The sequence below is a fragment of the Enterovibrio calviensis DSM 14347 genome, from assembly GCF_000621165.1.
Lineage (GTDB): Bacteria > Pseudomonadota > Gammaproteobacteria > Enterobacterales > Vibrionaceae > Enterovibrio > Enterovibrio calviensis.
Genome location: NZ_KK211217.1, coordinates 431,358 through 457,976, shown reverse-complemented (window position 1 = coordinate 457,976; position 26,619 = coordinate 431,358). Strand labels below are relative to the sequence as shown.

Annotated in this window: 22 protein-coding genes and 1 other annotated feature; of the genes, 8 read left to right on the top strand and 14 right to left on the bottom strand. The window is 48.0% G+C overall.

All coding sequences use genetic code 11. The features are described 5' to 3' along the window. Positions 1-70: 70 nt before the first annotated feature. A complete protein-coding gene (locus tag Q365_RS0120275; RefSeq protein ID WP_028025070.1) occupies positions 71-1,030 on the bottom strand; it encodes a porin in 960 nt (319 codons plus the stop codon). A gap of 678 nt (positions 1,031-1,708) precedes the next feature. Beyond that, on the bottom strand, positions 1,709-3,094 hold the full coding sequence (gene cysS, locus Q365_RS0120270) for a cysteine--tRNA ligase (RefSeq protein WP_028025069.1): 1,386 nt from the start codon (positions 3,092-3,094) through the stop codon (positions 1,709-1,711). 236 nt (positions 3,095-3,330) lie between these two features. On the opposite strand from cysS, the gene Q365_RS0120265 reads away from it, so the two are divergent. The 3 genes from Q365_RS0120265 (at position 3,331) to Q365_RS0120255 (ending at position 5,380) form a co-directional block, all read left to right on the top strand. Next, positions 3,331-3,828, top strand: coding sequence for a peptidylprolyl isomerase (locus tag Q365_RS0120265; protein WP_028025068.1), 498 nt, complete (start codon positions 3,331-3,333; stop codon positions 3,826-3,828). A gap of 41 nt (positions 3,829-3,869) precedes the next feature. Next, entirely contained in the window at positions 3,870-4,598 is a 729-nt protein-coding gene (gene lpxH / locus Q365_RS0120260; protein WP_028025067.1) for a UDP-2,3-diacylglucosamine diphosphatase, read from the top strand. Between the two features lie 173 nt (positions 4,599-4,771). Further along, positions 4,772-5,380: an EAL and HDOD domain-containing protein gene (locus Q365_RS0120255; protein WP_028025066.1), complete on the top strand. Its 609-nt coding sequence runs from the start codon at positions 4,772-4,774 to the stop codon at positions 5,378-5,380. A 141-nt stretch (positions 5,381-5,521) separates the two neighbouring features. On the opposite strand, the gene Q365_RS0120250 is transcribed toward Q365_RS0120255, so the two are convergent. Together Q365_RS0120250 and Q365_RS0120245 are read right to left on the bottom strand one after the other, a co-directional pair. Then, entirely contained in the window at positions 5,522-7,006 is a 1,485-nt protein-coding gene (locus tag Q365_RS0120250; protein ID WP_028025065.1) for a CoA-acylating methylmalonate-semialdehyde dehydrogenase, read from the bottom strand. A gap of 22 nt (positions 7,007-7,028) precedes the next feature. Then, the gene (locus Q365_RS0120245; RefSeq protein WP_028025064.1) at positions 7,029-8,363 is read right to left on the bottom strand and encodes an aspartate aminotransferase family protein; all 1,335 of its coding nucleotides are present in this window, start codon (positions 8,361-8,363) and stop codon (positions 7,029-7,031) included. Positions 8,364-8,564: 201 nt separating this feature from the next. On the opposite strand from Q365_RS0120245, the gene Q365_RS0120240 reads away from it, so the two are divergent. Beyond that, positions 8,565-10,061 (top strand): aldehyde dehydrogenase, encoded by a 1,497-nt coding sequence (locus tag Q365_RS0120240; RefSeq protein WP_028025063.1) that lies wholly within the window; start codon positions 8,565-8,567, stop codon positions 10,059-10,061. 157 nt (positions 10,062-10,218) lie between these two features. On the opposite strand, the gene Q365_RS0120230 is transcribed toward Q365_RS0120240, so the two are convergent. Continuing rightward, on the bottom strand, positions 10,219-11,436 hold the full coding sequence (locus Q365_RS0120230) for a bifunctional alpha/beta hydrolase/OsmC family protein (RefSeq protein WP_028025062.1): 1,218 nt from the start codon (positions 11,434-11,436) through the stop codon (positions 10,219-10,221). Positions 11,437-11,945: 509 nt separating this feature from the next. Beyond that, a complete protein-coding gene (locus tag Q365_RS0120225; protein ID WP_028025061.1) occupies positions 11,946-13,250 on the bottom strand; it encodes an NAD(P)/FAD-dependent oxidoreductase in 1,305 nt (434 codons plus the stop codon). Between the two features lie 334 nt (positions 13,251-13,584). Here Q365_RS0120225 and Q365_RS0120220 point away from each other — a divergent pair, with 334 nt between their 5' ends. Continuing rightward, entirely contained in the window at positions 13,585-14,133 is a 549-nt protein-coding gene (locus Q365_RS0120220) for a cupin domain-containing protein (RefSeq protein WP_028025060.1), read from the top strand. Between the two features lie 63 nt (positions 14,134-14,196). Here Q365_RS0120220 and Q365_RS0120215 read toward each other — a convergent pair whose 3' ends face one another. The 8 genes from Q365_RS0120215 to Q365_RS0120180 form a co-directional block, all read right to left on the bottom strand. After that, a complete protein-coding gene (locus tag Q365_RS0120215) occupies positions 14,197-15,525 on the bottom strand; it encodes an NAD(P)/FAD-dependent oxidoreductase (protein WP_081796323.1) in 1,329 nt (442 codons plus the stop codon). A 13-nt stretch (positions 15,526-15,538) separates the two neighbouring features. Next, positions 15,539-16,381 (bottom strand): ABC transporter permease subunit, encoded by an 843-nt coding sequence (locus Q365_RS0120210; RefSeq protein ID WP_028025058.1) that lies wholly within the window; start codon positions 16,379-16,381, stop codon positions 15,539-15,541. After that, positions 16,378-17,328: an ABC transporter permease subunit gene (locus tag Q365_RS0120205; protein WP_035025417.1), complete on the bottom strand. Its 951-nt coding sequence runs from the start codon at positions 17,326-17,328 to the stop codon at positions 16,378-16,380. The genes Q365_RS0120210 and Q365_RS0120205 overlap by 4 nt, the downstream gene beginning before the upstream one ends. Beyond that, positions 17,325-18,476 carry a polyamine ABC transporter ATP-binding protein gene (potA, locus tag Q365_RS0120200; protein ID WP_028025056.1) on the bottom strand — a complete coding sequence of 384 codons (1,152 nt, stop codon included), beginning with the start codon at positions 18,474-18,476 and terminating at the stop codon, positions 17,325-17,327. Before potA ends, Q365_RS0120205 begins: the two co-directional genes overlap by 4 nt. A gap of 182 nt (positions 18,477-18,658) precedes the next feature. Next, positions 18,659-19,777: a polyamine ABC transporter substrate-binding protein gene (locus tag Q365_RS0120195; protein WP_028025055.1), complete on the bottom strand. Its 1,119-nt coding sequence runs from the start codon at positions 19,775-19,777 to the stop codon at positions 18,659-18,661. 140 nt (positions 19,778-19,917) lie between these two features. Further along, positions 19,918-21,306 (bottom strand): aspartate aminotransferase family protein, encoded by a 1,389-nt coding sequence (locus Q365_RS0120190; protein ID WP_028025054.1) that lies wholly within the window; start codon positions 21,304-21,306, stop codon positions 19,918-19,920. Between the two features lie 132 nt (positions 21,307-21,438). Next, positions 21,439-22,785, bottom strand: coding sequence for a glutamine synthetase family protein (locus Q365_RS0120185; protein WP_028025053.1), 1,347 nt, complete (start codon positions 22,783-22,785; stop codon positions 21,439-21,441). Continuing rightward, positions 22,772-23,551, bottom strand: a complete 780-nt coding sequence (locus Q365_RS0120180) for a gamma-glutamyl-gamma-aminobutyrate hydrolase family protein (protein WP_028025052.1) — start codon at positions 23,549-23,551, stop codon at positions 22,772-22,774. Before Q365_RS0120180 ends, Q365_RS0120185 begins: the two co-directional genes overlap by 14 nt. Before the next feature lie 317 nt (positions 23,552-23,868). Between Q365_RS0120180 and Q365_RS0120175 the strand changes: the two genes are divergently transcribed. The 3 genes from Q365_RS0120175 to Q365_RS0120165 all read left to right on the top strand — a co-directional run bounded on the left by Q365_RS0120175 (position 23,869) and on the right by Q365_RS0120165 (position 26,137). Continuing rightward, positions 23,869-25,278, top strand: coding sequence for a glutamine synthetase family protein (locus tag Q365_RS0120175; RefSeq protein ID WP_245621582.1), 1,410 nt, complete (start codon positions 23,869-23,871; stop codon positions 25,276-25,278). Between the two features lie 109 nt (positions 25,279-25,387). Beyond that, complete coding sequence (locus Q365_RS0120170; RefSeq protein ID WP_051563839.1) at positions 25,388-25,888, top strand: YchJ family metal-binding protein; 501 nt, start codon at positions 25,388-25,390, stop codon at positions 25,886-25,888. Between the two features lie 60 nt (positions 25,889-25,948). Further along, positions 25,949-26,137 (top strand): hypothetical protein, encoded by a 189-nt coding sequence (locus Q365_RS0120165; protein ID WP_051563838.1) that lies wholly within the window; start codon positions 25,949-25,951, stop codon positions 26,135-26,137. Positions 26,138-26,396: 259 nt separating this feature from the next. Next, positions 26,397-26,536 (top strand) — a sequence feature (His leader region). Positions 26,537-26,619 lie beyond the last annotated feature (83 nt).

Genomic DNA, 26,619 nt, shown 5'->3' with positions numbered 1-26,619 from the left:
CGTCCCTTCCAAAATACGAAAAGGAGCCTGAACGGCTCCTTTTCTATTTCATCTATTAGATGATTAACCGTTAGAAGCTATAACGCATACCAGCTTGCAACTGGTCATCATTGACTTTGCCATCCAGACGATTGAACTCATAACCCATGTAGCCAACAAAGTTTGTGGTTAGGTTATAAACCCCTTCGATTGCATGGTAATCAACGAGATAGTTAGTGATCTTCGCATCATTGTCAGTGTCGCGGTTGTTATATACATAACGGAAAATCGCATCACCTAATGTATAGGCCGCTGCGATCTCATAACCGTCTACATCCACGTCGTCGATTTCACCGTTCACGTAAACACCACCAATGTAGAAATCACCCAAGGTGTAAGAGGCAACGAAGTTCATCTGGTCAGCATCAACCTGACTCCCTACAGCCCCTTGCTTGCCTCCCACATAGCCCGCACCAAAGGCGAATCCTATCGGGTCGTTATACATGAGCGAGATACCGGCGCTGTCATTGTCCTCTTGATCAGACGCGACATAGTTAGCCGTCGCCGTCACACCAAATGGGATCTCTAGCTTGTAAACAAAGTTGTTTTCACGTTTATCTTCGTTTCCCGTCACGAGATCTGCGGCGCTACCACCAAACGTTTCCATGATGTCGGTAACGTCGGTCAGAATGACCTGTGAAGAATCTTGCTTACCGTATGAGAGTGCGCCAAAGCCAGTCGCTATACCTGCGTACATATAGCGATTCTCGATGTCAGAACTGCCAGAAGTAAACTCTCCGTTGTAGTAACCAAACACAGACACATCGTCATTAACGCGGGTAGTGCCATCAACATAGATGCGCGCTCGGCTAATATCTTCAAATGAACTGTCCCCGGGATTAACTTCGTTTGCATCGGAAACATTAAAACGGGGTTCGATCCTGCCGCCAAGAAGAAGCGATGAATCGTTGTTGGAGTAGACCTCATAGGCAATTGAAGAAGTAGAAATGAGCGTGCTCAGTAGTGTTGTTGAAAAAATTAATTTGTTCATTGCTGCTGTCCTTACATATTTATCGTTAATCTCTTTTCCTAGGGTCTGTTGATCTTTGGTGATGTGTTTTGCCGCTGTTTGTAGCGGCTTTATACAAGGCAGAGACTTCGATATGTAGCTGGCCTACATGAGAAGTCGATAACGCAGGAGAAAGTCGCTAAAAACGCTGCCCGAAGGGTTCAACTGCGCGTCCCGTGCCAAAAGTGTTTTATGCTTTTAACTAGAACAAAATTTAACCACCAAAGATCAACAGACCCTATAGAGCAACATAAAAAGTCCATGTACAGCTTCACCACTAAACCCCATCTGGCCACTTCAATGAGGCGCATAACCTTTTACGTTGTCTACCGACATCATGGAATAAACAGGGATTTTTCTTGTATTAAATTTAAGATAATGGCGTGTTTTCTGTATTTAAAATGCACAGAAATTTGGTCATTCTAAATTTTTCATAGAGTTAAAGTCGAAAACGCTGATGGCATGAAATGATATCCGTTTTATAACGCCAATAAATGCCCTTCAATGGCGATAGTGATCTGTTAATGAGCCTTTACTTGGTGTGTTTCACTTTTCCCTTTCCACACTGATATTTTTCAATTGGCTTGCTTTTCCATCATCTTCAGAAAAAAAAAACGGAGCCAAAGCTCCGTCTAGTTATTCATGGTTTGGGTGTCGTATTTACTTACGACGCCAAGTGGTGCCACCAGCACCGTCTTCCAGTACGACATTCAAGGCTGCCAATGCATCACGAGCAGCATCGGCTGCTGCCCAATCCTTGCTTGCGCGTGCATCATTACGTGCTTTGATCAGCGCTTCAATTTCAGCCACTTCGTCATCACCCCCCTGCGCATTACCTTGCAAGAATGCTTCTGGCTCTTGGCCCAATAGACCAAGCACGTCAGCAAGTTCACGCATACACGCGGCAAGCTTCGCAGCTGATGACTCATCTTCTGCTTTTAGACGGTTAATTTCACGCGCCATGTCAAACAACACTGAGTACGCTTCAGGTGTATTGAAGTCATCATCCATTGCTGCTCTGAAACGCTCAACGAATGCTTCACCGCCTTCAGCAGCAACCGACAAATCCAAACCGCGCAGTGAGGTGTAAAGACGCTCAACGGCAGAACGTGCCTGTTTGAGGTTTTCTTCACTGTAGTTCAGTTGGCTACGGTAGTGGCCTGACATCAAGAAGTAGCGAACCGTTTCAGCGTCGTAATGACCCAATACATCGCGAATCGTAAAGAAATTACCCAGTGATTTGGACATCTTCTCACGGTCAACCATTACCATGCCGCTGTGCATCCACGTATTCACGTACTGGGTATCATGCGCACAGCAAGATTGCGCGATTTCGTTTTCATGGTGCGGGAAGGTCAAATCTGAACCACCACCATGAATATCAAAATGATTACCCAAGATTGCTGAGTTCATTGCAGAACACTCAATGTGCCAACCTGGACGACCTGCGCCCCATGGTGATTCCCACGTAGGCTCACCCGGCTTCGACATTTTCCAAAGCACGAAATCAAGCGGGCTCTTTTTCGCTTCTTCAACATTAACGCGAGCACCGGCTTGAAGCTGATCCAAATCTTGACGAGAAAGCTTGCCGTAATCGTCAAACTTCGCCACTTCGAACAGTACGTCACCATTTGATGCCACGTAAGCAAAGCCACGTTCAATAAGACGTTCAACCAACTCGATGATTTCAGCAATGAACTCTGTCGCGCGAGGTTCCACATCTGGGCGCTTCATGTTCAATGCATCAAAGTCCGCATGCATTTCGCCGATCAAACGATTGGTCAGCGAATCACAGCTCTCACCATTTTCGGCGGCACGTTTAATGATCTTGTCGTCAATGTCAGTGATGTTGCGGACAAATTTCAGGTCATAACCCGAAAAGCGTAAGTAACGCGACACAACATCGAAGGAAACAAACGTACGACCATGACCGATGTGACACAAATCGTAGATGGTAACCCCACACACATACATGCCAACTTTGCCTGGCTCAATTGGTTTGAATTCTTCTTTTTTCTTCGTGAGGGAGTTGTAAATTTTCAACATGGCTGTCGGGTTACCCATTCCAGTAATTAACGTCATTCAAGAACTGCATATTACACCTTTTCCTTTCATTTAAGGCAAGGCTATATACCTAAGCGATTTAAGGATGTTGGAATTCAGAACAATATGCACTCACCTGTCCTCACTCTAAGGTTTTTTCTGTCGCAATCGGTTGAATGTGACGCCCGTTGGGATAGAATCATTTATCTAAAGCTAAATGCTCTTTTGAGGAACACAACATGGTTACGCTTCATACCAATTTTGGCGACATCAAAATCCAACTAAATGCAGAAAAAGCACCGGCAACGGCAGAAAACTTCCTGCAATACTGCCGTGACGGTTTCTACAACGGCACTCTGTTCCACCGTGTGATCGATGGTTTCATGATCCAAGGCGGCGGCATGACCTCTGGCATGGAAGAAAAAGAATCGCGTTCGCCAATCAAAAACGAAGCGAACAACGGTCTTAGCAACAAAATTGGTACGCTAGCAATGGCGCGTACTATGGAACCGCATTCAGCAAGCTCACAGTTTTTCATCAACGTGGGTAATAACACTTTCCTAGACCACAAATCTGAGTCAATGGACGGTTGGGGTTACTGTGTATTCGGCGAAGTAGTTGAAGGCATGGACGTGGTTAACAAGATCAAAGACGTTGCAACTGGCAATTGGGGCTACGTGCACCAAGATGTGCCTGTTGAAGAAGTGATGATCAACAGCGTAACCATCGAAGAATAAGGTGGCAATGGGCGGTGGTTTTAACCACTGCCCTTTTATTTATGACCGTACTATTTATTGCAGACCTCCACCTCAGTCCAACTCATCCAGACATTACTGCTTGCTTCTTCCGTTTTATGGAACAAGAAGCGCCGTCTGCCAGCGCGCTTTATGTGCTTGGAGATTTGTTTGAATCATGGATCGGTGACGATGAAAATACGCCGCTACAATGCGATGTGGCCAATGCCTTCAAAACGTTGAATGACAAAGGTGTACCTATCTATTTCATTCACGGTAACCGCGATTTCATGATTGGAAAGCGCTTCGCGAAATCCGCGGGCATGACGCTGCTTCCCGAGCATCATGTTATCGACCTATTTGGCGAACCGACACTGATCATGCATGGCGATACCCTGTGCATTCAGGACGAAGGCTACCAACGCTACCGCAAGAAAGTTCACAACAAGTTTGCTCAGTGGTTGTTCCGTCGATTGCCTTTGTCGACACGCCAGAAGATTGGTTTGAAGATCCGATCTAGCAGCACATCAAACAATCAAGTAAAGCCTCAAGACATCATGGACGTGGACTCAGACGAAGTTATCCGAGTCATGCAAGCCTATGGGGTAAAACAACTTATTCACGGGCACACGCATCGACCGATGATCCATACTTTGTCTGTCGAGAATGATCCTGCTCAACGAATTGTGCTTGGCGATTGGTACACTCAAGGGTCCGTACTTTCATGCACCCCGACGGGCTGCACGCTAGAAACTCGGAAATTCGAAAACTAATCGAAAACTCGTTGATGACTTTTTGACGTGATGCTGAGCTATCAGCATCTGGTTAGTCATGTTCGCTTCTTTATTTCTCATCGCGAAATATCAGTCTTAACTCATTCTCTTACATTTGAGACGTGATATACACTTAGTTTTACACCCATTAGTTGAAGGTATTGTGTCTTTCTATGAGTTTGAACCTTGCAAGACAAGCGATCTATGATGCGCAAAAAGATCTTGTCGCATATGAGTTTTTGTTTCGAGATGGACTTCGAGACGCGTTTCCTTGCATTGATGCCAACATAGCCACACAAAGCATACTCGACGACCTTTTTATGGAAGGAAATTTGTCTGATGAAGCAATTTCTAACGGTCTGCCGTGCTTTGTGAATTTCTGCTACGACAGTTTACTCAGTGATATCGCCCTGCAGTACCCTGCCGAAAACCTTGTTATAGAGGTGCTTGAAGACTGTACGGCTGACAAAGCACTTTATGAAAAACTCGCTGATTTGAAAGGTAAAGGATACCGCATCGCCCTCGATGACTTCGTTCCTTCGAATGATTGGATCCCTTTTCTCGCACTTGCCGATATCATCAAAATTGATTTTCGTGCCCTGTCGTTAGATTCCATCACCCAGTTCGTGCAGGAATATGGCCAAGCCTTCAACTTTCAGCTCCTCGCTGAGAAAATCGAAACCAAAGAAGAGTATCTCTTTGCGCGCAAGCTAGGCTTTGATCTTTTCCAAGGCTACCAACTCAGTAAGCCAGAACGACTCGAATACCCATTCGTCGCATAACTTGTGCGAGGCTAACTCAGAAAGAATCTGACAAGCCAAACAGTGAAACTGACCATACAAAAAAGAAGGAGCCGCTAACGGCTCCTTCTTGTTTTTGTCTCACTGCACACGTGCCTTCGTCATTGAGGGGCAATATCAGCGCTACTTCATGGTTGGCATGACAAAATCTGCATTTGCTCGAATACCTGTCGGCCACCTCGCCGTAATCGCTTTTCGACGCGTGTAAAAACGCACACCATCAGGGCCATGCATATGCAGAGGTCCAAACAGAGAACGCTTCCAACCACCAAAACTATGGAAAGCCATCGGCACGGGTATGGGAACATTCACGCCAACCATACCCACTTGTATTTCATGGCAGAACTGTCGTGCGGCATCGCCGTTTTGAGTAAATATCGCTGTGCCATTGCCAAACTCATGGTCATTGATGAGTTGAACTGCCGTGGCGTAATCTGGCACACGTACGATTGCCAGTACAGGGCCAAAGATCTCATCGCGATAAATGGTCATGTCTTCTGTGACGTTGTCGAACAAGCATCCCCCTAAGAAGAAGCCATCACCACCTTCAGGTGTGACGCCGCGACCATCAACCACCAGCGTTGCGCCTTCAGCGACACCTGTCGCCACATAACCTTCTACTTTCTTAAGGTGTTCAGCCGTGACCAACGGGCCCATTTCCATGCCTTCAATCTCGCCATTTCCGACCCGAAGCTCTTTGACTTTCGGAGTTAGCTTTTCGATCAAGGTGTCTGCGACATTGCCCACGGCAACGGCAACAGAAATCGCCATGCATCGTTCGCCCGCCGACCCATATGCAGCGCCCATTAACGCAGCAACGGCTTGGTCAAGATCAGCATCTGGCATCACCACCATGTGGTTCTTTGCGCCACCCAATGCTTGAACACGTTTACCGTGTGCCGAGGCGGTGCTGTAGATATATTCTGCGATGGGTGTTGAGCCCACAAAGCTCACAGCTTGCACGTCAGGATGAGTCAACAGTACGTCGACGGCTTCTTTATCACCGTTAACAACGTTAAACACACCATCTGGCAGCCCCGCTTCTGTTAACAGTTCGGCAATACGCAGCGTCGAGCTAGGATCTTTCTCCGAGGGTTTCATCACGAAGGTATTTCCACACGCAATCGCGATGGGGAACATCCACATGGGGACCATAATGGGAAAGTTAAACGGCGAGATCCCTGTAACAACGCCCAGTGGCTGGTTAAGCGACCATGCATCAATGCCAGAGCCAATCTGCTCCGTCATTTCACCTTTTAATAGGTGTGGGATCCCACAGGCGAATTCCACCACTTCTAAACCACGAGTCAGCTCACCTTTCGCATCATCCAGCACTTTGCCGTGTTCTTTGGTGATGAGTGCAGCCAGTTCGTCAATGTGTTCTTCAACGAGCGCTTTGAACTTGAACATCACACGCGCACGACGCAGCGGTGAGGTTTCAGACCATGCTGGAAACGCCGCTTTCGCCGATGCGATGGCAGCTTCGGTTTCAGACACCGACGCCAGTGATACTTCACCAGATGCCTTTCCCGTTGCTGGGTTAAACAAGGATTGCGTTCTTTCACTCGCCGCTGTGTATTTACCATCAATGTAGTGTGTTACAGACATATCCATATCTTCCTTAATTAACTCATAACGCGTTTTTGATGGCGCGTTCCAGCGTGCTCACCATCTGATCAATATGTGTAGATTCCAAAATCAACGGCGGTGACATAGCGATGATGTCGCCTGACCCTCGCACCAGCACCCCATCATGGAAACAGCGAGTAAAGACATCATAACCACGCTTTCCTGCTCCTTTATCACTTGGAGCAAGTTGAATACCCGCGATAAGTCCTGTGTTTCTCACATCAATCACGTTGGGGTGGCTCGCCAGAGAATGCACGGCGTCTTGCCATTCGGTTTCCATTTCTCGGGCATGCTCAAACAGTTTTTCATCACGATAGATATTCAACGACGCCAATGCCGCTGCTGCCGCAACCGGATGCCCTGAATAGGTGTAACCATGGAACAGTTCGATGGTATCTTCGGGTGCTTGCATGCAAGCATCATAAATTCGTTCGCTCGCCAACACGGCTCCCATTGGAATTGCACCATTGGTCAACGCTTTTGCGGTGGTAATGATATCCGGCGTCACATCCCAACGTTGCGCGGCGAAGGCATCACCGACACGACCAAAACCTGTGATCACTTCATCAAAAATCAACAAGATGTCATGCTTAAGGGTAATTTCGCGAAGGCGTTTCAGATAACCCACTGGCGGTAACACTACACCGCCCGAGCCAGACATTGGCTCGACCATCACAGCGGCAATATTCTCTGCGCCATGCAAAGCAATCAGTTGCTCCAAGGCATCAGCTTTTTCAATACCGTGCTCTGGCAATCCTCTTGAAAACGCATTTCGTTCCATATCTAAGGTATGAGGAAGATGCGCAACACTTGGTAAAAGCTGACCGTTAAACGCTTTACGGTTATTCACCATGCCACCCACTGAAATACCACCGAACCCTGTACCGTGATAGCCCAATTCGCGACCAATAAACATGGTGCGGTTAGCGTGACCTCGCGCTCGCTGATAGGCCAGCGCAATTTTCAGTGCCGTATCGCCTGATTCCGATCCGGAATTGGTAAAAAAGACACGGTTGAGATCGCCAGGTGCCATCTCAGCAAGGCGCTGTGCTAACTCAAACGGCAATGGATGCCCCATCTGAAACGTCGGCGCATAATCCAATTCACAAATTTGATGGCTCACCGCCTCAGAAATTTCTCGTCGACTATGCCCAGCGTTACAACACCAAAGACCCGCGGTCGCATCAAGAACAGGATTTCCGTCAATGTCCTCGTAATACATCCCTTTCGCTTTCGCGAGCAAACGAGGCGTTTCTTTGTATTGGCGATTTGCGGTGAAAGGCATCCAGAAATTATCTAGAGTCACGCCCTCATTGTGTGGTTTTTGCACTGCCATAGTCAGGTATCCTTCCATGCCGTCATTGTTGTTAATGAGTTGTTGCTAGCTGAGCAATATTTGCAATACTATGTCAAATATAACGAACAGTAAATGGCCTATGTTCAATATAAAAACAATTTACAGCACTATTTGTAAAATATTTTGAAATAGGGCACAGTGGCAAAATATCAGCATTTCACATGGACTAAAGGGGCAGATATGACATCTCGCACGTCACGTCAAGACTGGGAATCGTTCGCCGATTCACTGGTTATCAAAGGACAAGCATTTATCAATGGCGAACACCAAGATGCCGCTTCCGGCGCTACGTTTTCTTGCATTAGCCCAATAGATGGACGCGCATTGGCCGAGGTAGCCAGTTGCGATCTGGCAGATGCTAACGTGGCCGTCGCCAACGCCAGAGCAACATTTGAATCCGGTGTGTGGGCACATTTACCCCCTGCAGAACGTAAAAAAATCGTCATTCGCTTTGCCGAGCTGATTGAAGAAAACAGTGACGAGCTAGCCATTCTGGAAACGTTGGATATGGGCAAGCCCATTCGTTATTCCAAAGCCGTAGATGTAAACGGTGCTGCCCGCGCCATTCGCTGGTCGGGTGAAGCCGTCGACAAAATCTATGATGAGCTCGCCCCAACACCGCATAATGAAATAGGGATGATCACTCGCGAGCCTATTGGAGTCGTTGCTGCTATCGTTCCTTGGAACTTCCCGATGCTGATGGCGTGTTGGAAACTGGGCCCAGCCTTAGCGTCTGGCAATTCAGTGATATTGAAACCGTCTGAAAAATCGCCGCTGTCCGCAATCAGATTAGGTGAGCTCGCCATTGAAGCGGGTATGCCAAAAGGCGTATTAAACGTCTTACCCGGTTACGGTCATACCGTCGGCAAAGCACTCGCCCTTCATATGGATGTAGACACCCTCGTCTTTACTGGCTCGACCAAGATTGCTAAACAGCTAATGATCTATGCGGGCGAATCCAACATGAAACGCGTCTGGCTAGAAGCTGGCGGCAAAAGCCCAAACATTGTATTCGCTGATGCACCCGACCTTGATGCTGCAGCGGCATCTGCAGCCTCTGCGATTGCGTTCAACCAAGGGGAAGTATGTACTGCAGGCTCTCGCTTGTTAGTTGAGGCGTCAATCAAAGATGCTTTTGTTGCGAAGGTCGTTGAACATCTCAAGGACTGGCAACCCGGTCATCCTCTAGACCCAGACACGCAAGTGGGCGCAGTGGTCGATAAGCAACAACTGGATACCGTATTGGGTTATATCGAAAAAGGGGCACAAAGTGGTGCAACCATGGTCTGTGGAGGGCGTCGAGTCATGCCAGAGACAGGCGGTTTGTTCGTTGAGCCCACGGTGTTTGATAATGTGAACAATGAAATGCCTATCGCCCGAGAAGAAATTTTCGGCCCCGTGCTGTCAGTCATTACCTTTGATACACCTGAGCAAGCGGTCGCTATCGCCAATGATACCGATTATGGCCTTGCTGCTGCGGTATGGACATCTGATATCTCCAAAGCACACAAAACAGCGAAGGCGCTGCGCACCGGCATGGTATGGATTAACCACTACGACGGCGGCGACATGACCGCACCGTTTGGTGGCTATAAACAATCCGGCAACGGCCGCGATAAATCACTTCATGCGTTTGAGAAATACACCGAAGTGAAAGCGACATGGATAGCGTTATAACGTCAACAACATCTCAATAAAAAACGGGCAGTGATATTCACTGCCCGTTTTGGTTTGGAGGGAAGAAGGTACTGGGTACTGCAACGGTTCTTTGAAGATAGGAAGCACTGTCATGCTTTTGCTCTTCCTAGGACCTGCTCTCCCTAGGATCTATCTTTTAGTCCGCCAACGCCGTGGTGATCACAATCTTGCTTTCCAAGGTTTTGTGTACCGGACACTTATCCGCGATTTCAAGTAAGCGCTGGCGTTCTTCTTCCGTCAAATTCCCCACCAACTCGATCGTACGAGCAAGCACTTCGACTTTGGAATGTTCTTCATCGCAATGCTCGCAATCTGCGCCATGTTGGCGAGAATGCGACAACGTGACTTTTACGTCATCCAAGGCAAGCTTCTTTCGATTGGCATACATACGAATGGTCATGGACGTACATGCGCCTAAACCAGCCAACAAGTGCTCATAAGGATCAGGGCCAAGGTTGTCACCCCCGAAATCAATCGGTTCATCAGCAAACCATTGGTGATGGTCAGTCTGAATAGTGCGCGTAAAGGCTTTGTTGTGTTCACTCACCAGCACTTCACCACGCGTCACACCGACTTCAGCCTCTTTGATTGGCGAGGCTTTGTCGATATAGCGCTGAGACCAAGCCGCAATCAATTCGGCCACGTATTGGGCGTCGTCTTTGTTGGTTAGCAAATGGTCTGCTGTATCTAACGTGACGAAGCTTTTCGGGTGCTTGGCGCGGGTGTAGATTTTCTCTGCTTCTTTGATCAGAACAATTTTATCGATGGGCGAGTGCATGACCAACAACGGAACACGCAAGTTTTCGATGTCATCGTTCTCGGCGCGAATGTCATCAAGGAATTGTTTTTTGATGGTAAACGGACGACCCGCGAGGCTCACTTCCGCTTGCCCATTTGCATCAATATCTTCTACGTGTGCTGCGAACTGCTTAGAAACATGATCGGCATCCGCAGGCGCACCCACTGTCGCAACGGCCGCCACTTCAGGGATACGACGTGATGCCGACAACACGGCGCGACCACCAAGGCTATGACCGATTAGGAGTAATGGCGCTTCGTAGTTGTCACGTAAGAAATCAGCCGCAGCAACAAGATCGTCAACATTGGATGAAAAGTTCGTGTTTTCGAAATCCCCGTCACTTCCACCAAGGCCAGTGAAATCGAATCGAAAAACAGCGAAACCAATATTGACCAAGGCGCGAGAAATACGCGAAGCCGCCGCCACATCTTTGCCACAGGTAAAACAGTGAGCGAACAACGCATAGCCACGAACGTTCTGTTCTGGGGTTTCCAGCAACCCAGCCAACTCTAGCCCGCCACTCGTGAAGGTCACTTTGTTACGTTTTCCAGCCATTTCTTTCTCCTGATTAACAAGCGCCCAGTTAAGACACTTCCCTCGTTGCATTAGAAAAGTATTGCAGAGTTAGCTAGCTTTGAGTGATCAAAGCAACATCTAACCATGCGTATTTTCAGATTACTCGGATAGTTAATAGACCGGAAAACTAGAAAAGTATGACAACGCGCCTCAAGCTTATTTTTGAGACGCTAAGTGGCTGAATTTATTATTTAAAGAAATCAAGAGCTGTGTATACCCAAGCAACCTGAAGATGCAGGATTGAGCGAGCTTTACTGACGTTATGATCAAGGCGTCCCTTTGCCGATGTAGTGAGTTCCATCAAAAAGGGACAACACCGAGCATGGCGTCAGTAAACTCGCCCGAAGGGAGGCCCTCAGAGTGTCCACTTCATCGTTAAATTCCCTTGAAATAGAGTGACTATCCCTACAAGAATTTGCCTTGAATTGAACACTCTGATGGCCTCTGAAATCGAGCATCTTCAGGTTGCTTGGGTATAAGCACTTGCGTTACTGAAGTGCTTCTTTGATTCGATGATAGGTCATGCCGATAGCGAGCAGAGGCGAACGAAGCAATGGGCCACCAGGGAAGGTCATATGTTTCACTTTAGCAAATACATCAAAACGTTCCGCGGTGCCTGATATGGCTTCAGCAATGACTTTTCCTGCCATGTGCGTCGCGTTCACGCCATGGCCTGAGTAAGCCTGTGCATAGAAGATATTCGGCGCATCCGGAAGTCGGCCGATTTGCGGAAGGCGATTTGCACCAATACCTATCATCCCGCCCCATTCGAAATCAATTTTCACCCCTTTGAGTTGAGGGAAAACACGCTCCAAATTGGGTAACAATGCCGCTGTGATATCTTTAGGATCTTTCCCTGAATAGGTACAAAGCCCACCAAACAGCAGTCTGTTATCACCTGAAAGGTGGTAGTAATCCAGCGCCATACTCAGGTCGGCAAACGCCATGTTTTTCGGAATAATGCTATCTACCTGAGCATCCGTTAACGGCTCAGTGGCAATAATGTAACTGCCTGCCGGTAAGACTTTACCCCCAACATAGGGTTCTAACTTGTGACCAATATAAGCATTGCCCGCCAACAGAACATACTGACAACTCACCTGCCCTCTCTCGGTTTTTACGAGAGGCTTACTTCCCTTAACAATTTCTAGCGCGGCGCTATCTTCGAACAATTGAACACCAAGGCTGGCAGCCACAGCCGCTTCGCCTGTGGCGAGATTCAAGGGATGGAGATGCCCACTTCCCATGTCCAACATGCCGCCAATGTAGCGATCTGAACCAATCACTTCCGTCAGCGAATCTTTCGTTAGCATGCGGATTTCGTGCTCATAGCCAGCTTGTTTCAAACCACTGAAGTCTTCCTCTAGCTCTTTCATGTGCGCGGGTTTTAGCGCGAGATCGCAGTAACCCATCGTCAGATCACAGTCGATGTTAAATGTTTCGACCCGATTTTTGACGATCTCTACCGCCTCTATGCCCATGCGGTTTATCGCATCAACGCCCTCTTTGCCAATCTGCTGGGTGAACTGCTCAACACCATGGCCAATACCGCGAATAAGCTCTCCACCGTTTCGCCCCGATGCGCCCCAGCCAATTTTGTTGGCTTCCAACAACACCACCGAATACCCACGCAACGCAAGTTCTATCGCACTGTTCACCCCACTAAATCCGCCGCCAATAATACAGACATCCGTCGTTACCGACTCTGTCAGTTCAGGGTAACGCTGGCTATATTTAGCCGTCGCAGCGTAATAGGACTGTGTATGCGCAAGTTTTGATGATGTAGAACTCATGACCAGCACCCGTGTAAAATATAATCAACAAAGATTAACGTATTCACCACAGCGAGGTGAAGCGAAAAATATACATATTGAGCATTTGATTGATAATCTTCTGGCTCAGATCACTCAATGACGTGTATATGAAATCTGGCGTAAATTAGGGGTTTTTCCGTCTCAGCAACCCGTTAAAACCTCAAACTCCTCTATCATAGTTTGGTGAATATTTTTTACGTTGTGACGACACCATCACAAAATACTTGCTTATCACAGCCCACCAAGTAGGATCGCACGTTCAAAATCTATTACAGTAGTAAAATGTGTTACTGAGTCAAAGGAGAGTGGGACATTGGATATTGGTGCAAACCTCAAGGCCGTTCGTAAAAACCGAGGATTATCTCAGCGCGAGTTAGCGAAACGTGCAGGCGTAACCAACAGCACTATTTCAATGATTGAGAAAAACAGTGTCAGCCCATCCGTAAGCTCTCTCAAAAAAGTGCTGTCTGGCATCCCAATGTCTCTGGTTGAGTTTTTCTCTACTGATATCAGCCAAAGCGAATCCACACCGGTTATCTATCGACAAGAAGATCTGCTTGAGATTGGTTCTAATGGCGTTTCAATGAAAGTGGTTGGCAAAGCCTTCCCCAATCGCGCCTTGTCTATCTTGTCTGAAATCTATCCATCAGGCACAAACTCAGGTGAAGACATGCTTCAGCATGAAGGTGAAGAAGCTGGCCTTGTGATTGAAGGAAAACTGGAACTCACGGTTGGCGATGATATTTATGTGTTAGAGGTCGGAGATAGCTATTACTTCGACAGCAATCGCCCTCACCGCTTTGCGAATCCATTCGAAGAGGAATGCCGAATCTTCAGTGCAACGACACCAGCAAACTTCTAAGCACAAAAACATATCATTCGAACCAGTAAAGCGCCCCAACATGGGCGCTTTGTGTTTCTATCGCTATATCCCAAACTTATCTCTGACTGTGTAATACCAAGCGCCTAACGCAGAGAAAGGCACGCTCAGTTTATGTCCGCCAGGAAACGGAAGGTGAGGCAAGCTGGCAAATGCATCAAAACGCTCGGCCTGACCACGCATCATTTCCGATATCAACCGTCCCGCCAAATGGGTATAAGTGACACCGTGACCGCTACACCCCTGTGAGTAGTAGATGTTGCTACCAATCCGTCCCATCTGCGGTAGTCGCGACAAGGTCATTAAGAAATTGCCCGTCCAACGATAATCAACTTTAACGTGACTCAACTGAGGAAACGTTTGGAGCATTTTGGGACGTATAATCGCATCGATGTCGGCGGGATCTCTTGCGCCATAAACCACACCACCACCGTAAATCAGGCGGTTGTCGCCAGATAACCGGAAGTAATCCAGTAAGTAGTTACAATCTTCTACGCAGTAATCTTGTGGTAACAAGCTCTTGGCTTGAGTGTCGGTCAATGGCTCAGTAGCAATCACTTGTGTCCCGCATGGCATCGATTTGGCGCGAAGTTCTGGCATCAGTCCACCCAAATAGGCGTTGCCTGCCACAATCAAGAATGATGCCGTTACCGAGCCTTTATCGGTAAACACTTTGACAGGTTCACCACGCTCAATACGGATCGCGGCAGAATGCTCGTAGATTTTTCCGCCCAAGCTCTCTACTGCCGCCGCTTCGCCCAATGCCAAGTTGAGCGGATGAATATGCCCACCCGACTTATCGAGCAGACCACCCACATAACTCTGGGTATCAACCACACTGCGAACTTCAGTCGTATCCAACAGTTCCAGTTGATTGTTACCATGGCGTTCCCACAACGCCTTTTGATGCTCCAGTTCTCGCATCTGTTTCGCATTCAACGCGGCGAATACACCACCGTTTTTCAAATCACATTGAATGTTGTATTTTTCAACACGTTCACGAATGATCTTGCCGCCTTCAAACGCCATTTCACCAAACAGCTTCGCGCTTTCTGCACCGACCGTTTTCTCTATCACGTCGATATCACGGCTGTAGCTATTCACTATCTGCCCGCCATTACGACCAGACGCCCCCCAACCCACTTTTGCGGCTTCCAGCACAATGACGTTGAATCCCGCTTCTAGCAGATGCAACGCGGAGGACAAACCGGTATAGCCCGCGCCGATAATACACACGTCAGTGGTAATATCTTCGTTCAGCACATCTCTTTGTGCTGACGCATTGGCTGATGCTGCGTAATAAGAGGCAGCATGCTCTATCGGCGGATTTTGCATAGATTGTGACGCTCCTTGTGAGCCTGCGTGTTCCTGCATGATGGTCGGCTTCCTAATGTTGCTCTGATTCCAAACTGAGTTTTTTCATCTCTTCTTGCGACTTGCGATCCGCTCGACGGGCGACATACCAAGACAAGAAAGCAAACAAAGACACAACCAGAATAATCAACGTAGCGAGGGCATTGATCTTGGGTGACACACCAAGGCGCACCGAAGAAAACACCACCATGGGTAAGGTGGTTGATCCCGGCCCAGAGACAAAGCTCGCTATCACCAAATCGTCTAACGACAAACTAAAACTCAACAGCCAACCCGCCACCAGCGCAGGAGATATCATAGGTACCGTTATCACAAAGAAGACTTTCAGCGGCGTCGCGCCTAAATCCATGCCCGCCTCTTCGATGGAAAAGTCGAGTTCCCGCAATCGCGATGACACCACCACCGCCACATAAGCAGCACAAAACGTCGAGTGCGCGATCCACACCGTTGTCATGCCGCGCTCTGCTGGCCAGCCAAACAGCTCGCCCATTTGCACGAACAAGAGCAACAGCGACAAACCGATGATCACATCAGGCATCACCAGAGGCGCTGTGATCATATTCGACAAGCTAAGTCGTCCCCATGATCGTTTGAATCGCGTCATCACAAATGCCGCCAGCGTGCCGATAATTACCGCCATGGTGGAGCTATAGAACGCGATGCGTAGGCTCGTCCAGACCGCTTGTAAGATCTGCTCATCTTTAAACAGCTCGGCATACCACTTTGGAGAGAAACCTCCCCAAACGGTCACGAGCTTGGACGCGTTAAATGAGTAGATCACCAAGATCAACATGGGCAGATAAAGAAACACCAACCCGACCCAGAGCATCACGGTAGAAAATTGCCAACGTTTCATCGGTCAGCCTCCATGTCTTTGGATTGATAGTGATGGAACAGGGTGATCGGAATGATCAATAACAACAACATCACGATCGCCAATGCTGATGCAACTGGCCAGTCTCGGTTGTTAAAGAATTCCTGCCACAGCACTTTCCCTATCATCAAGGTTTCAGGGCCGCCTAACAGTTCAGGGATCACGAACTCACCCACGACTGGGATAAACACCAACATGGAGCCAGCAATGATGCCGCCTTTTGACAACGGCAAGGTTACATTCCAAAAGGTATTGAAGTTACGTGAACCGAGATCGGACGCCGCTTCGAGCAAACTCCCGTCCAGCTTCACTAACGTGGCATAAAGCGGCAGTACCATGAACGGCAAATAGGTATAAACAATGCCGATATACACCGCGACATTGGTATTGAGTATTTGAATGGGATCGGTGATCACCCCCAGCCATATCAAGGAACTATTAATAATGCCGGTGTTACTCAACAGCCCCATCCATGCATAAACCCGAATCAAAAACGACGTCCATGACGGCAGCATGATCAGCAACAACAGCACGGTTTGCATTCGTGCCGGCGCACGGGCAATGGCATACGCCATCGGGTAACCTAAGAACAAACAGCCCAATGTCGAGAAGAACGCGATTTTGAGAGAACTCAAATACGCGAGGTAATACAAATCGTCATCAAGAATACGAATATAGTTTTCTAGGTTGATAACAATCTCGAGCACCTCATCCGCGTACTGCGCAATGGCTTCATAAGGCGGAATCGCAATGGCTGCCGTTGAAAAACTGATTTTTAAAACGATGGCAAACGGCAGCGCAAAGAACAGTAGTAGCCAGAAAAACGGAAAGCCCATGGTGGCATATCGGCCTTTAGGAAACAGGATCCGTGATTTATGCGGGGCTGCTGCACCGGCGCTCGGTTTGGCGGCAGAAGTTGAATGGGTCATACGCGTAACACCACACCACTGGTGGCCTCCCAGCTGATGAAGACTTCATCGTCCCATGTGGGTCTGTCTTGGCGACGCGTAATATTGGCCATGCTACACATAACAATCTTGTTAGATGGCAGTTTGACGTAATACACTGAAGTGCCACCCAAATACGCAATATCGTGAACGATGCCCTTTGCCCAGTTGTATTGATCATCCGGCTTCTCTCGTCCAATCAGCGCTTTTTCTGGCCTAACCGCTAGCCACACTTTCTTGTCTTCAAGGTTGGTGGCGACACCGTAACCGACGAACATTGGCTGCGGCGTTTCTTGTGATTCAATAATGCAATGGTCAGCTTCGTCAGTGACAATCTCGCCTTCGAACAAGTTAACCGAGCCAATAAATTCAGCAATCATTCGGCTGTTCGGGCTTTCATAAATATCGGTTGGCGTGCCCGTTTGCGCTATCCACCCTTCATGCATGATCGAAATACGCCCTGCCATGGTCATGGCTTCTTCTTGGTCGTGGGTTACCATCACGCAGGTCACACCTACACGCTCCAGAATCTCCACCACTTCTAGCTGCATTTGCGTCCGCAGTTTTTTATCCAATGCGCCCATGGGCTCATCAAGAAGCAATAGCTTCGGCCGTTTGGCGAGTGAACGCGCCAAGGCCACACGCTGGCGTTGACCGCCTGATAACTGATGGGGTTTACGGTTGGCAAAGGCTTCCATGCGAACAAGACGTAGCATTTCTTCTACGTGAAGTTTGATCTCGTCTTTCTTCATCTTGTCTTGCTTGAGTCCAAACGCAATGTTCTGTGCCACAGTCATATGGGGAAACAATGCATAAGACTGAAACATCATGTTGATCGGTCGATCGTAGGGAGGGATATCAGTAATGTCTTCCCCATCAAGATAAATGCGACCGCTGGACGGTTTCTCGAAACCGGCCAGCATGCGCAGCAAGGTCGATTTACCCGAACCTGAACCGCCAAGTAACGAGAATATCTCGCCGCGATCGATAGTTAACGACACATCATCAACGGCACGTACATCGCCAAATAACTTGCTGACACGATCGATTTTTAACAGCGGCTCTTTTTTCGCCGCGCCCTGCCCTGCGCCTCGGTGCAAATCACTGGGTTGCGGATTACTGGTCGTCATAAGACCTCCTACTTACTGCTGCAATCGCGGTCACTGCTCTGGAAGGACAACCACCTAACATGCGACATGCTTAGGCAGCTAATCTCACTAAGTGGCTCTCCTTCGAGCGATACATTTGGTATAGAAACACGCCGCGCTAAATCTGCGGATAAGCGCGGCGTAACACCTGCGACAAGGCGTCGCTATTGCCCCGTTTTCATGCGGGTCCAAATGCGCGTTCGTACGCGATTGATTTTCAGAGGGAGGACTTCAGAAATGAACAGTCGATCCATCACTTCTGGCGTCGGGTAGATCGACGGGTTCTCCAAGATCTCTTTCTCTATCAGATCATTGGAGGCAGGGTTCGGGTTCGCATACACCACATAATCTGTGATCGGTGCGATCACTTCAGGACGCAGCAAGTAGTTCATAAACGCCAGTGCATTTTTGGCATTTTTTGCATCGGCAGGAATGGCCATCATATCGAACCAAAGCTGTGCACCTTCGCTTGGAATGGCGTAGTCGATAACTTGTCCGTTTCCTGCTTCATCTGCACGGTCTGCCGCTTGGAAAATATCGCCAGAGAAGCCGTAAGCTAAACAGATATCTCCATTCGCAAGGTCGGTGATGTAACGAGAAGAGTGGAAATACGTCACGTAAGGGCGGATTTCTGCCAGCGCTTCACCCACTGCTTTGTAATCTTTCTTGTTGGTTGAATTTGGATCTTTACCCAAATATTGCAGTACTTGCGGCATGACTTCGTCTGCCGAGTCCACCACTGCAATGCCACAGTCTTTGAGTTTGGCTGCGTATTTCGGATCCAATAACAGATCCAATTTGTTTTCTGGTAACGGTCCACCTAACGCTGCTTTGACTTTCTCGACGTTATAACCAATTCCGTTAGTTCCCCAAAGGTATGGGATCGCATATTGGTTGCCAGGATCCGCCATTTCTAGGCGCTGCATCATCGCAGCATCTAAGTTTCCACTGTTGGTCAACAGCGCTTTATCCAGTTTCTGGAATGCACCCGCTTGGATTTGCTTAGCCAAAAAGTTACTGGAAGGCACCACTAAGTCATAGCCCGAATTGCCTGATAGCAATTTGGCTTCGAGTACGTCATTACTGTCGTAAACGTCGTAGGTGACTTTGATGCCCGTTTCTTTTTCGAAGTTCTCTATCGTGTCTTCGGCGATGTAATCGCTCCAGTTGTAGATACGAAGAATTTCTTCCGCTTGAACGCTGGTCGACAACATTAATCCTGATGATGCCAATAGCCCCGCGAGGGTCATTACTTTGGTCTTATTTCTAGTAGCCATTTTCATGTGTTCTCCATAGGGTCCTTTCTATTTAGGAGAGAGAGCGCACTGCCACATCCCTGTCTCCCTGCCACGTATTTCCTTTCTGGTCTGATCGGGATGCATCTGCCGAAGCACACGCATCTCAATCACCCATACTATTAACGCTACACCGCGCCAAGCACTTGAAGTTGCTCGAAGGTGAGATCCAACGCTAAACGTGCTTTTTCAACAAGTTCATCCACTTCCGAATGAGTGATCACAAGCGGTGGGCTGATAATCATGGTGTCGCCGCAAGCCCGCATAACTAGGCCATTATCGACACTTAGGTCGCGACATATTTCGCCAATGCCGACAGATTCGTCGAATCGCGATCGCGTAGTTTTGTCTTTTACCAGTTCAATCGCGGCGACAAGTCCGAGGCCACGAGCTTCTCCCACCAGCGGGTGGTCTGCGAGTGTTTGCCATTGGCTTTGCAGATAAGGGCCGATGTCTTCTTTGACATACTGAACCAGATTCTTTTCTTTCATTACGCGCAGATTTTCTAGCGCCACAGCGGCAGAAACAGGGTGACCCGAATAGGTGTAACCATGGTTAAAATCACCGCCCTTTTCTTCAAAAGTATTCGCCACTCTGTCGCTGACAATCACGCCGCCCATGGGGATGTAACCTGAGGTCATTCCTTTGGCGATCGGCATGAAATCTGGCTTGATGCCAAAGTGCTGACTGCCGAACCATTCGCCGGTTCGACCAAAACCGCAGATCACTTCGTCAGCGATCATCAGAATGTCGTATTTCTCCAGAATTCGGTTTATTTCCGGCCAATAGGTAGAAGGGGGAATCACCACGCCACCTGCACCTTGGAATGGTTCAGCAATAAAGGCCGCGACCTTGTCTTCGCCAAGTTCAAGAATGGCTTTTTCAAGCTCTTGTGCGACTTGAATGCCGAAGGCTTCAGGAGAAAGGTCTCCGCCTTCTCCATACCAATAAGGCTGAGGAATGTGATGAATACCTGGGATAGGTAAGCCACCTTGCTTGTGCATGGCTTTCATTCCACCAAGACTCGCACCTGCAACCGTCGAGCCGTGGTAACCGTTGTGACGACCAATAATGGTGAATTTTTCAGGTTGTCCTTTCAGTGTCCAATAATGGCGCACCATTCGCAGAACCGTGTCGTTAGACTCCGACCCCGACCCTGTAAAGAACACCTGATTCATGTGGTCAGGGGCAAGATCAGCAATCTCTTTGGCAAGCTCCACCACCGGTGGATGTGCGCATTGGAAAAAGCTGTTGTAGTAAGGAAGTTCGAGCATTTGACGCTGTGCAGCATCGGCCAAGCGCTTTTCGCCATAGCCAATATTGGTACACCAAAGACCCGCCATACCGTCGAGGATGCGGTTTCCGTCGCTATCCCAAATGTATACCCCCTCTGCACGCACTATCATTCTTGCGCCCTTCTCTCGGAGCGATTTGTGATCGCTGAAAGGGTGAAGATAATGTGCGTTGTCTAATGCTTGTAGGGTTTGTGTATCTGGATTTTGCACGGCGTGTGTCATACGACCTCCACATCCATGTTGGTTTATTATCGACAACCCGCGTTTATACCGCGCAGGTTGTCACGTCTTTATCATCGCTGCTCTCGTGCTTTTCTTTAGTCTGCTAATAGCTAGCTTTAATGATTGGAATACTTACACCGTTAGCAGCAAGAATTCTCGCTCCCAAGAGCTGATCACTCGCTTGAAGTTTTCTTGCTCTTTGCGTTTCACTGCGATGTAGCCTTTGGCGAACGCTTCGCTTAAATATTCCGAAACCTCATCACAGCTCTCCATGCACTCCAATGCGCTTTCGAGTGTGTACGGCAGTGTTGGGCTTTTTATTTCGTAACCACGGCCTTGTGCAGGTGGCGTCGGTTTTAGCTCTCTCACCATACCGATATAGCCACACAACAGACTCGCGGCAATCGCCAAATAGCTATTGGCATCCGCTCCCGGAAGGCGGTTTTCAACGCGGCGATTTTGCGGTGAACAACTCGGTACTCGTAAACCACATGTACGATTCTCTTCCCCCCACTCCACATTCACTGGTGCGGAGGTATCAGGTAAGAAACGGCGGAACGAATTCACATTCGGCGCAAACAAAGGCAACATTTGAGGAATGAACTGTTGTAATCCGGCGATGTGTCCATAAAACAGCGAGGAGCTTGTGCCGTCTTCGTTGGTAAACACATTCTTGCCTGTCTTCACATCCAAAATACTTTGGTGCAAATGCATGGCACTGCCGGGTTCATCCGTGATGGGCTTGGACATAAAGGTGGCGACCACATTGTGCTTGAGCGCGGCCTCTCTCAAGGTGCGTTTAAACACAAATACTTGGTCTGCAAGAACGAGTGGATCGCCATGACGGAAATTGATTTCCATCTGGGCAACACCTTCCTCATGGATCAAGGTATCAATGGACAACCCTTGAGTTTCACACCAGTCATACATGTCTTCGAAAAGTGGGTCGAATTCGTTGGCGGCATCAATAGAAAATGACTGGCGTCCGGTTTCGACACGACCAGAACGCCCGATGGGTGGCTCTAGCGGCAAATCAGGATCCGCACTTCGAGCCGTGAGATAAAACTCCATCTCTGGCGCGACGACGGGCTGCCAGCCGTGCTGCTCATAAAGCTTGAGGACTTTTTTGAGCACGTTTCGTGGCGTCAAATCAATGGGGTTTCCCATTTTGTCGAAGGTGTCGTGAATGATTTGTGCGGTTTTTTCTATCGTCCATGGTAGGAGATACACGGCGTCTTCATCAGGTTTACAAATGAAGTCGATATCCGCTTCATCCAACAACGCGTAATAAATGTCATCGTCGACATAGTCACCGGTCACAGTTTGCAGCAATACACTCTCTGGTAGGCGCATTTCACCTTCGTTGATGAACTTATCGACAGGCGCTATCTTTCCTCGTGCAATACCAGAAAGATCACCGACAACACACTCTACCTCTGTGATTTCATTATCTTTTAACCATTTTTTAAGCTTGCTCATATTCTTTCTCACGCGATTTCGCTCTTCTTCTGCAGGCATCCCCGAATACTTCGAAGATAGCTGAATAAAAAGGATTTTTTGTGACCATCCACTCAGGATGCCACTGAACCCCTAATGCGAAATTTTTTGCATCAATGACAGAGAAAGCCTCTATCAACCCATCTGGTGCAGTCGCTTCTGGTCGCAAGCCCTTACCTAACTGATTAATTCCTTGAGTATGAACAGAATTAACATCGGCAGAGGTGCGACCCCACGCCTCGCAGAGAAGGCCCCCAGGTTCAAGGGTCACGGTGTGAGAAATGCCGTATTGAATGTCAACACTGGCGGTCTTGTCTTCACGGTGTTCAATGAAACCACCCACCTCGTGCAATTTCTGATGCAAAGAGCCGCCCATCACCACATTCATTTCCTGAAATCCGCGACAAATGGCCAGTACTGGCACACCCATTTCCAACGCCAGTTTCATTAGCGGCAAGGTTGTCGCATCGCGTTTAGGATCGTGATCGGTACCGAGATCACTAGGATCGCCCTGATAATGGTGAGGCTCAATGTTTGACGGAGACCCTGTGAACATCAGGCCATCCAAAGAAGAAAGAAGTTGTCGCATTGGCAGTGCGTCGCCCAAGGCAGGAATAATAAGTGGACAGCAACCCGCCCCATCAACGACTGCGTTAACGTACTTCTCACCGGCAATATGGAAAGGATGCAATCCTAACTGAGTACTGCACGCGGTGACGCCGACTAATGGAGTTGTTGAACCACGCATAACCATCCTTTGCTCGTTCGCTATGCCCATACTGAGGGAGACTTCGATGACGTATTTGCCACTTACCCGTTCGTTTTTTCACACGCTACACGTTAAAAATAAATTACGCAAGAGACCAAGGTAACAAAATTTGAGGATTTATTTATCATTTCCATAACAAAGCTAATCGACTGATTTATCCAACCTTATCGCATTGATTTGAAGGAATAATAAGCGTTATGTGACATGCGACGTAGTTGACATTAGTGTGTGTTTACTATTCACTCAGAGATATCCACGGAGGTGGTTAATATAATTTACACTCAGGTAGGTGTTTAATGCGATATCAAACAGACAGGGAAATGTTCACGGCTAAAGATACAAATCTGCCGGATGCGCAAGAAGCCATTGCGTTCCTCAATGCCAACCCCGACATTGAATTTGTTGATTTGTTATTGCTTGATATGAACGGCATTGTGCGTGGCAAGCGCATTGAAAAGGACAAACTACCCAAAGCCTACGAGCAAGGTATCGCCTTACCTATATCTATCTATGGGATGAACATTAAAGGCAACCCCGTTGAAGAAACTGGGTTGGGACTTGAGATAGGAGAATCTGATGCTATCTGTTTTCCAGTCACAGGGTCGCTCACCCGTCAGCCTTGGCAGAAACGTCCTATTGCTCAGGTGATGCTTGAAATGTATGAGAAGAGCGATACGCCATTCTTTGGTGACCCGCGTATGATTCTTCGTCGCGTGCTACGTCAGATGCAGGAACGAGGATTCAACCCGGTCTCAGCGTTCGAGCTTGAGTTTTATCTCATCGACAGCAAATCACCAGACAAAGCTCCGCAGCCGCCGATCTCACCTATCACGGGGAAACGTCCTGAAAACACCCAAGTGTATTCATTGGACGACCTCGACGAATATGCTGACCTTCTTACCGACATTATCGATGCGGCCCGAGAACAAGGGTTACCCGCAGACACCATTGTCGCCGAGTCTGCCCCCGGTCAGTTTGAAATTAATCTAAAACATACCGATGATGCACTTGCCGCTTGTGACCATTCCATATTGCTCAAGCGCGTCATTAAGCAAGTCGCTCATGACCACGACCTCGACATCACTTTCATGGCCAAGCCATACGCCGATCAAGCTGGCAATGGGATGCATCTGCACATCAGTTTGCTCGATGAACAAGGGAACAACGTTTTCCAACCTGAAGAAGAGGGTCAAGTTACCGATACGATGCGCTATGCACTCGGTGGGCTACTTGAATTGATGCCACAGTATTTTTCCATATTGTGCCCGAACATTAATTCGTACCGTCGCTTTAGCCCTGAGTTCTATGTTCCCAACGCCGCGACATGGGGATTGGAAAACCGTACTACCGCCCTTCGTATCCCTGGTGATATGCCCGAAGCAACGAGAATTGAGCACCGCGTTGCCGGGACAGATGCGAACCCTTACTTGATGATGAGCGCCTTCCTCGCGTCAATCATGCATGGCATTGATAACAAGATAGAACCTTGCGAGCCCATTGTCGGCAACGCCTATGATGTGGATACCACGCCTTTACCAACCAATCTTCGTGATGCGCTTAGAGCATTATCGTCTTCTGAGGTGATGCGTCAGTTTTTGGGTACTGACTTCGTTGATGTGTTTGTCACCTGTAAAGAAAAAGAACTGGAGGAGTTTGAACAACATATCACCAATTTGGAGTATGACTGGTACCTTCACGCTTTTTGATTCTAGCCAGCAACCAGACTCGCTTTGTGTCACTCACCCATCTTCGATGTTGACTCTTTCCAATTAGCCTTCGAAAATGAGCCGGATTTCATTAATTCGGTTCATTTTCATGACAGCAAAGCTTTCTACATTTTCCACCACCGCACCTTGCCCTTGTGCTAGCCAACAGCCATATGGTGATTGCTGTGAGCCTATTCACCGTGACCACAGCAAAGCCGATCACCCAGAAAAGCTCATGCGCGCTCGTTACAGCGCTCATGTAGTGGGCTTGGTGGACTTCGTTGTTGATACCTATCACGCCTCTTGTCACGCTGAATCGCATCGCGATGCCATTGCGAATTCAGTGAAGAGCAAATGGCAAATGCTTCAAGTTCTGTCGAGTTCAGTGGAAGACAATGGACAACAAGGCTTTGTCGAGTTCAAAGCGCATTACGTGGAAGATGGCACGCCGTTCTGCTTGCATGAAAAATCGCGTTTTGTTGCGGAAGATAAAGACGGGAAAACGCTTTGGTATTACATCGACGGTGAGTACCCAAAAGCAGACAAAGTGGGCCGAAATGATCCCTGCCCATGTGGCAGTGGCAAAAAACACAAAAAGTGCTGCGGTTAAAAAACACTCAAGTCAAATAAATTAACGCCGATAACATGGGGGAGCAGATCATGAGGATGAATGATGACTTGGTTCCCCAAATTAACAGAATCACCACTCAAGAAAGTCGCTACGATCTTGAAACAAGATCCGACCGAACAACAAAAACACCCCAGCATTGAAGGGCAAAATACTACAGAGAAAGAGACTGACGAACCATCGAGCGAAAAGAAGAAAGACAATGATAGTCTTTTAGACCTTTACGTCTAATTCCCTGTTGGTTCAGCGTTAGCTAAACCCTCTTTATCCCTGCCAATGTATGAAGTTCATTCCACCCCGCCCAATTTCTTTTGTTAAATTCTCGCCAATTGTATTTCGTTCATTATCAGACCGTTTTTCATTGAAATAATCAGTTGCATTATTTATCCATTTTGTTAGTGTTTATGCCAAGGAAACGTTAAAACGTTTACATATTTCAGAGATAGACACGGTAATTGAGATAGACCATGCAAAATACACTAATGACCATTCATCACCATCATCATCCTGAGTAGTCTTTCGGGTAGATTGGTTTCGACTGGAAGACAAGGATTTAGGTTCTTCCAACGGTCATTATAGTGAATACAAGATTCAGACCTCCGGAAGCGAACCTTCCGGGGGTTTTTTACTTTTTAGGATTTTAAAATTTATGCTGATGCCAGCAAGTTAGCCCTCAAGGATTGCAGGCAAACGCATTACAGATACAGGGATTA

What these genes read in the sequence shown, in the direction of transcription:
- Q365_RS0120275 (WP_028025070.1), bottom strand. Translation starts at nt 1,030, where the DNA reads ATGAACAAATTAATTTTTTCAACAACACTACTGAGCACGCTCATTTCT.
- cysS (WP_028025069.1), bottom strand. Translation starts at nt 3,094, where the DNA reads ATGTTGAAAATTTACAACTCCCTCACGAAGAAAAAAGAAGAATTCAAA.
- Q365_RS0120265 (WP_028025068.1), top strand. Translation starts at nt 3,331, where the DNA reads ATGGTTACGCTTCATACCAATTTTGGCGACATCAAAATCCAACTAAAT.
- lpxH (WP_028025067.1), top strand. Translation starts at nt 3,870, where the DNA reads ATGACCGTACTATTTATTGCAGACCTCCACCTCAGTCCAACTCATCCA.
- Q365_RS0120255 (WP_028025066.1), top strand. Translation starts at nt 4,772, where the DNA reads ATGAGTTTGAACCTTGCAAGACAAGCGATCTATGATGCGCAAAAAGAT.
- Q365_RS0120250 (WP_028025065.1), bottom strand. Translation starts at nt 7,006, where the DNA reads ATGTCTGTAACACACTACATTGATGGTAAATACACAGCGGCGAGTGAA.
- Q365_RS0120245 (WP_028025064.1), bottom strand. Translation starts at nt 8,363, where the DNA reads ATGGCAGTGCAAAAACCACACAATGAGGGCGTGACTCTAGATAATTTC.
- Q365_RS0120240 (WP_028025063.1), top strand. Translation starts at nt 8,565, where the DNA reads ATGACATCTCGCACGTCACGTCAAGACTGGGAATCGTTCGCCGATTCA.
- Q365_RS0120230 (WP_028025062.1), bottom strand. Translation starts at nt 11,436, where the DNA reads ATGGCTGGAAAACGTAACAAAGTGACCTTCACGAGTGGCGGGCTAGAG.
- Q365_RS0120225 (WP_028025061.1), bottom strand. Translation starts at nt 13,250, where the DNA reads ATGAGTTCTACATCATCAAAACTTGCGCATACACAGTCCTATTACGCT.
- Q365_RS0120215 (WP_081796323.1), bottom strand. Translation starts at nt 15,525, where the DNA reads ATGCAGGAACACGCAGGCTCACAAGGAGCGTCACAATCTATGCAAAAT.
- Q365_RS0120210 (WP_028025058.1), bottom strand. Translation starts at nt 16,381, where the DNA reads ATGAAACGTTGGCAATTTTCTACCGTGATGCTCTGGGTCGGGTTGGTG.
- Q365_RS0120205 (WP_035025417.1), bottom strand. Translation starts at nt 17,328, where the DNA reads ATGACCCATTCAACTTCTGCCGCCAAACCGAGCGCCGGTGCAGCAGCC.
- potA (WP_028025056.1), bottom strand. Translation starts at nt 18,476, where the DNA reads ATGACGACCAGTAATCCGCAACCCAGTGATTTGCACCGAGGCGCAGGG.
- Q365_RS0120195 (WP_028025055.1), bottom strand. Translation starts at nt 19,777, where the DNA reads ATGAAAATGGCTACTAGAAATAAGACCAAAGTAATGACCCTCGCGGGG.
- Q365_RS0120190 (WP_028025054.1), bottom strand. Translation starts at nt 21,306, where the DNA reads ATGACACACGCCGTGCAAAATCCAGATACACAAACCCTACAAGCATTA.
- Q365_RS0120185 (WP_028025053.1), bottom strand. Translation starts at nt 22,785, where the DNA reads ATGAGCAAGCTTAAAAAATGGTTAAAAGATAATGAAATCACAGAGGTA.
- Q365_RS0120180 (WP_028025052.1), bottom strand. Translation starts at nt 23,551, where the DNA reads ATGCGTGGTTCAACAACTCCATTAGTCGGCGTCACCGCGTGCAGTACT.
- Q365_RS0120175 (WP_245621582.1), top strand. Translation starts at nt 23,869, where the DNA reads ATGCGATATCAAACAGACAGGGAAATGTTCACGGCTAAAGATACAAAT.
- Q365_RS0120170 (WP_051563839.1), top strand. Translation starts at nt 25,388, where the DNA reads ATGACAGCAAAGCTTTCTACATTTTCCACCACCGCACCTTGCCCTTGT.
- Q365_RS0120165 (WP_051563838.1), top strand. Translation starts at nt 25,949, where the DNA reads ATGATGACTTGGTTCCCCAAATTAACAGAATCACCACTCAAGAAAGTC.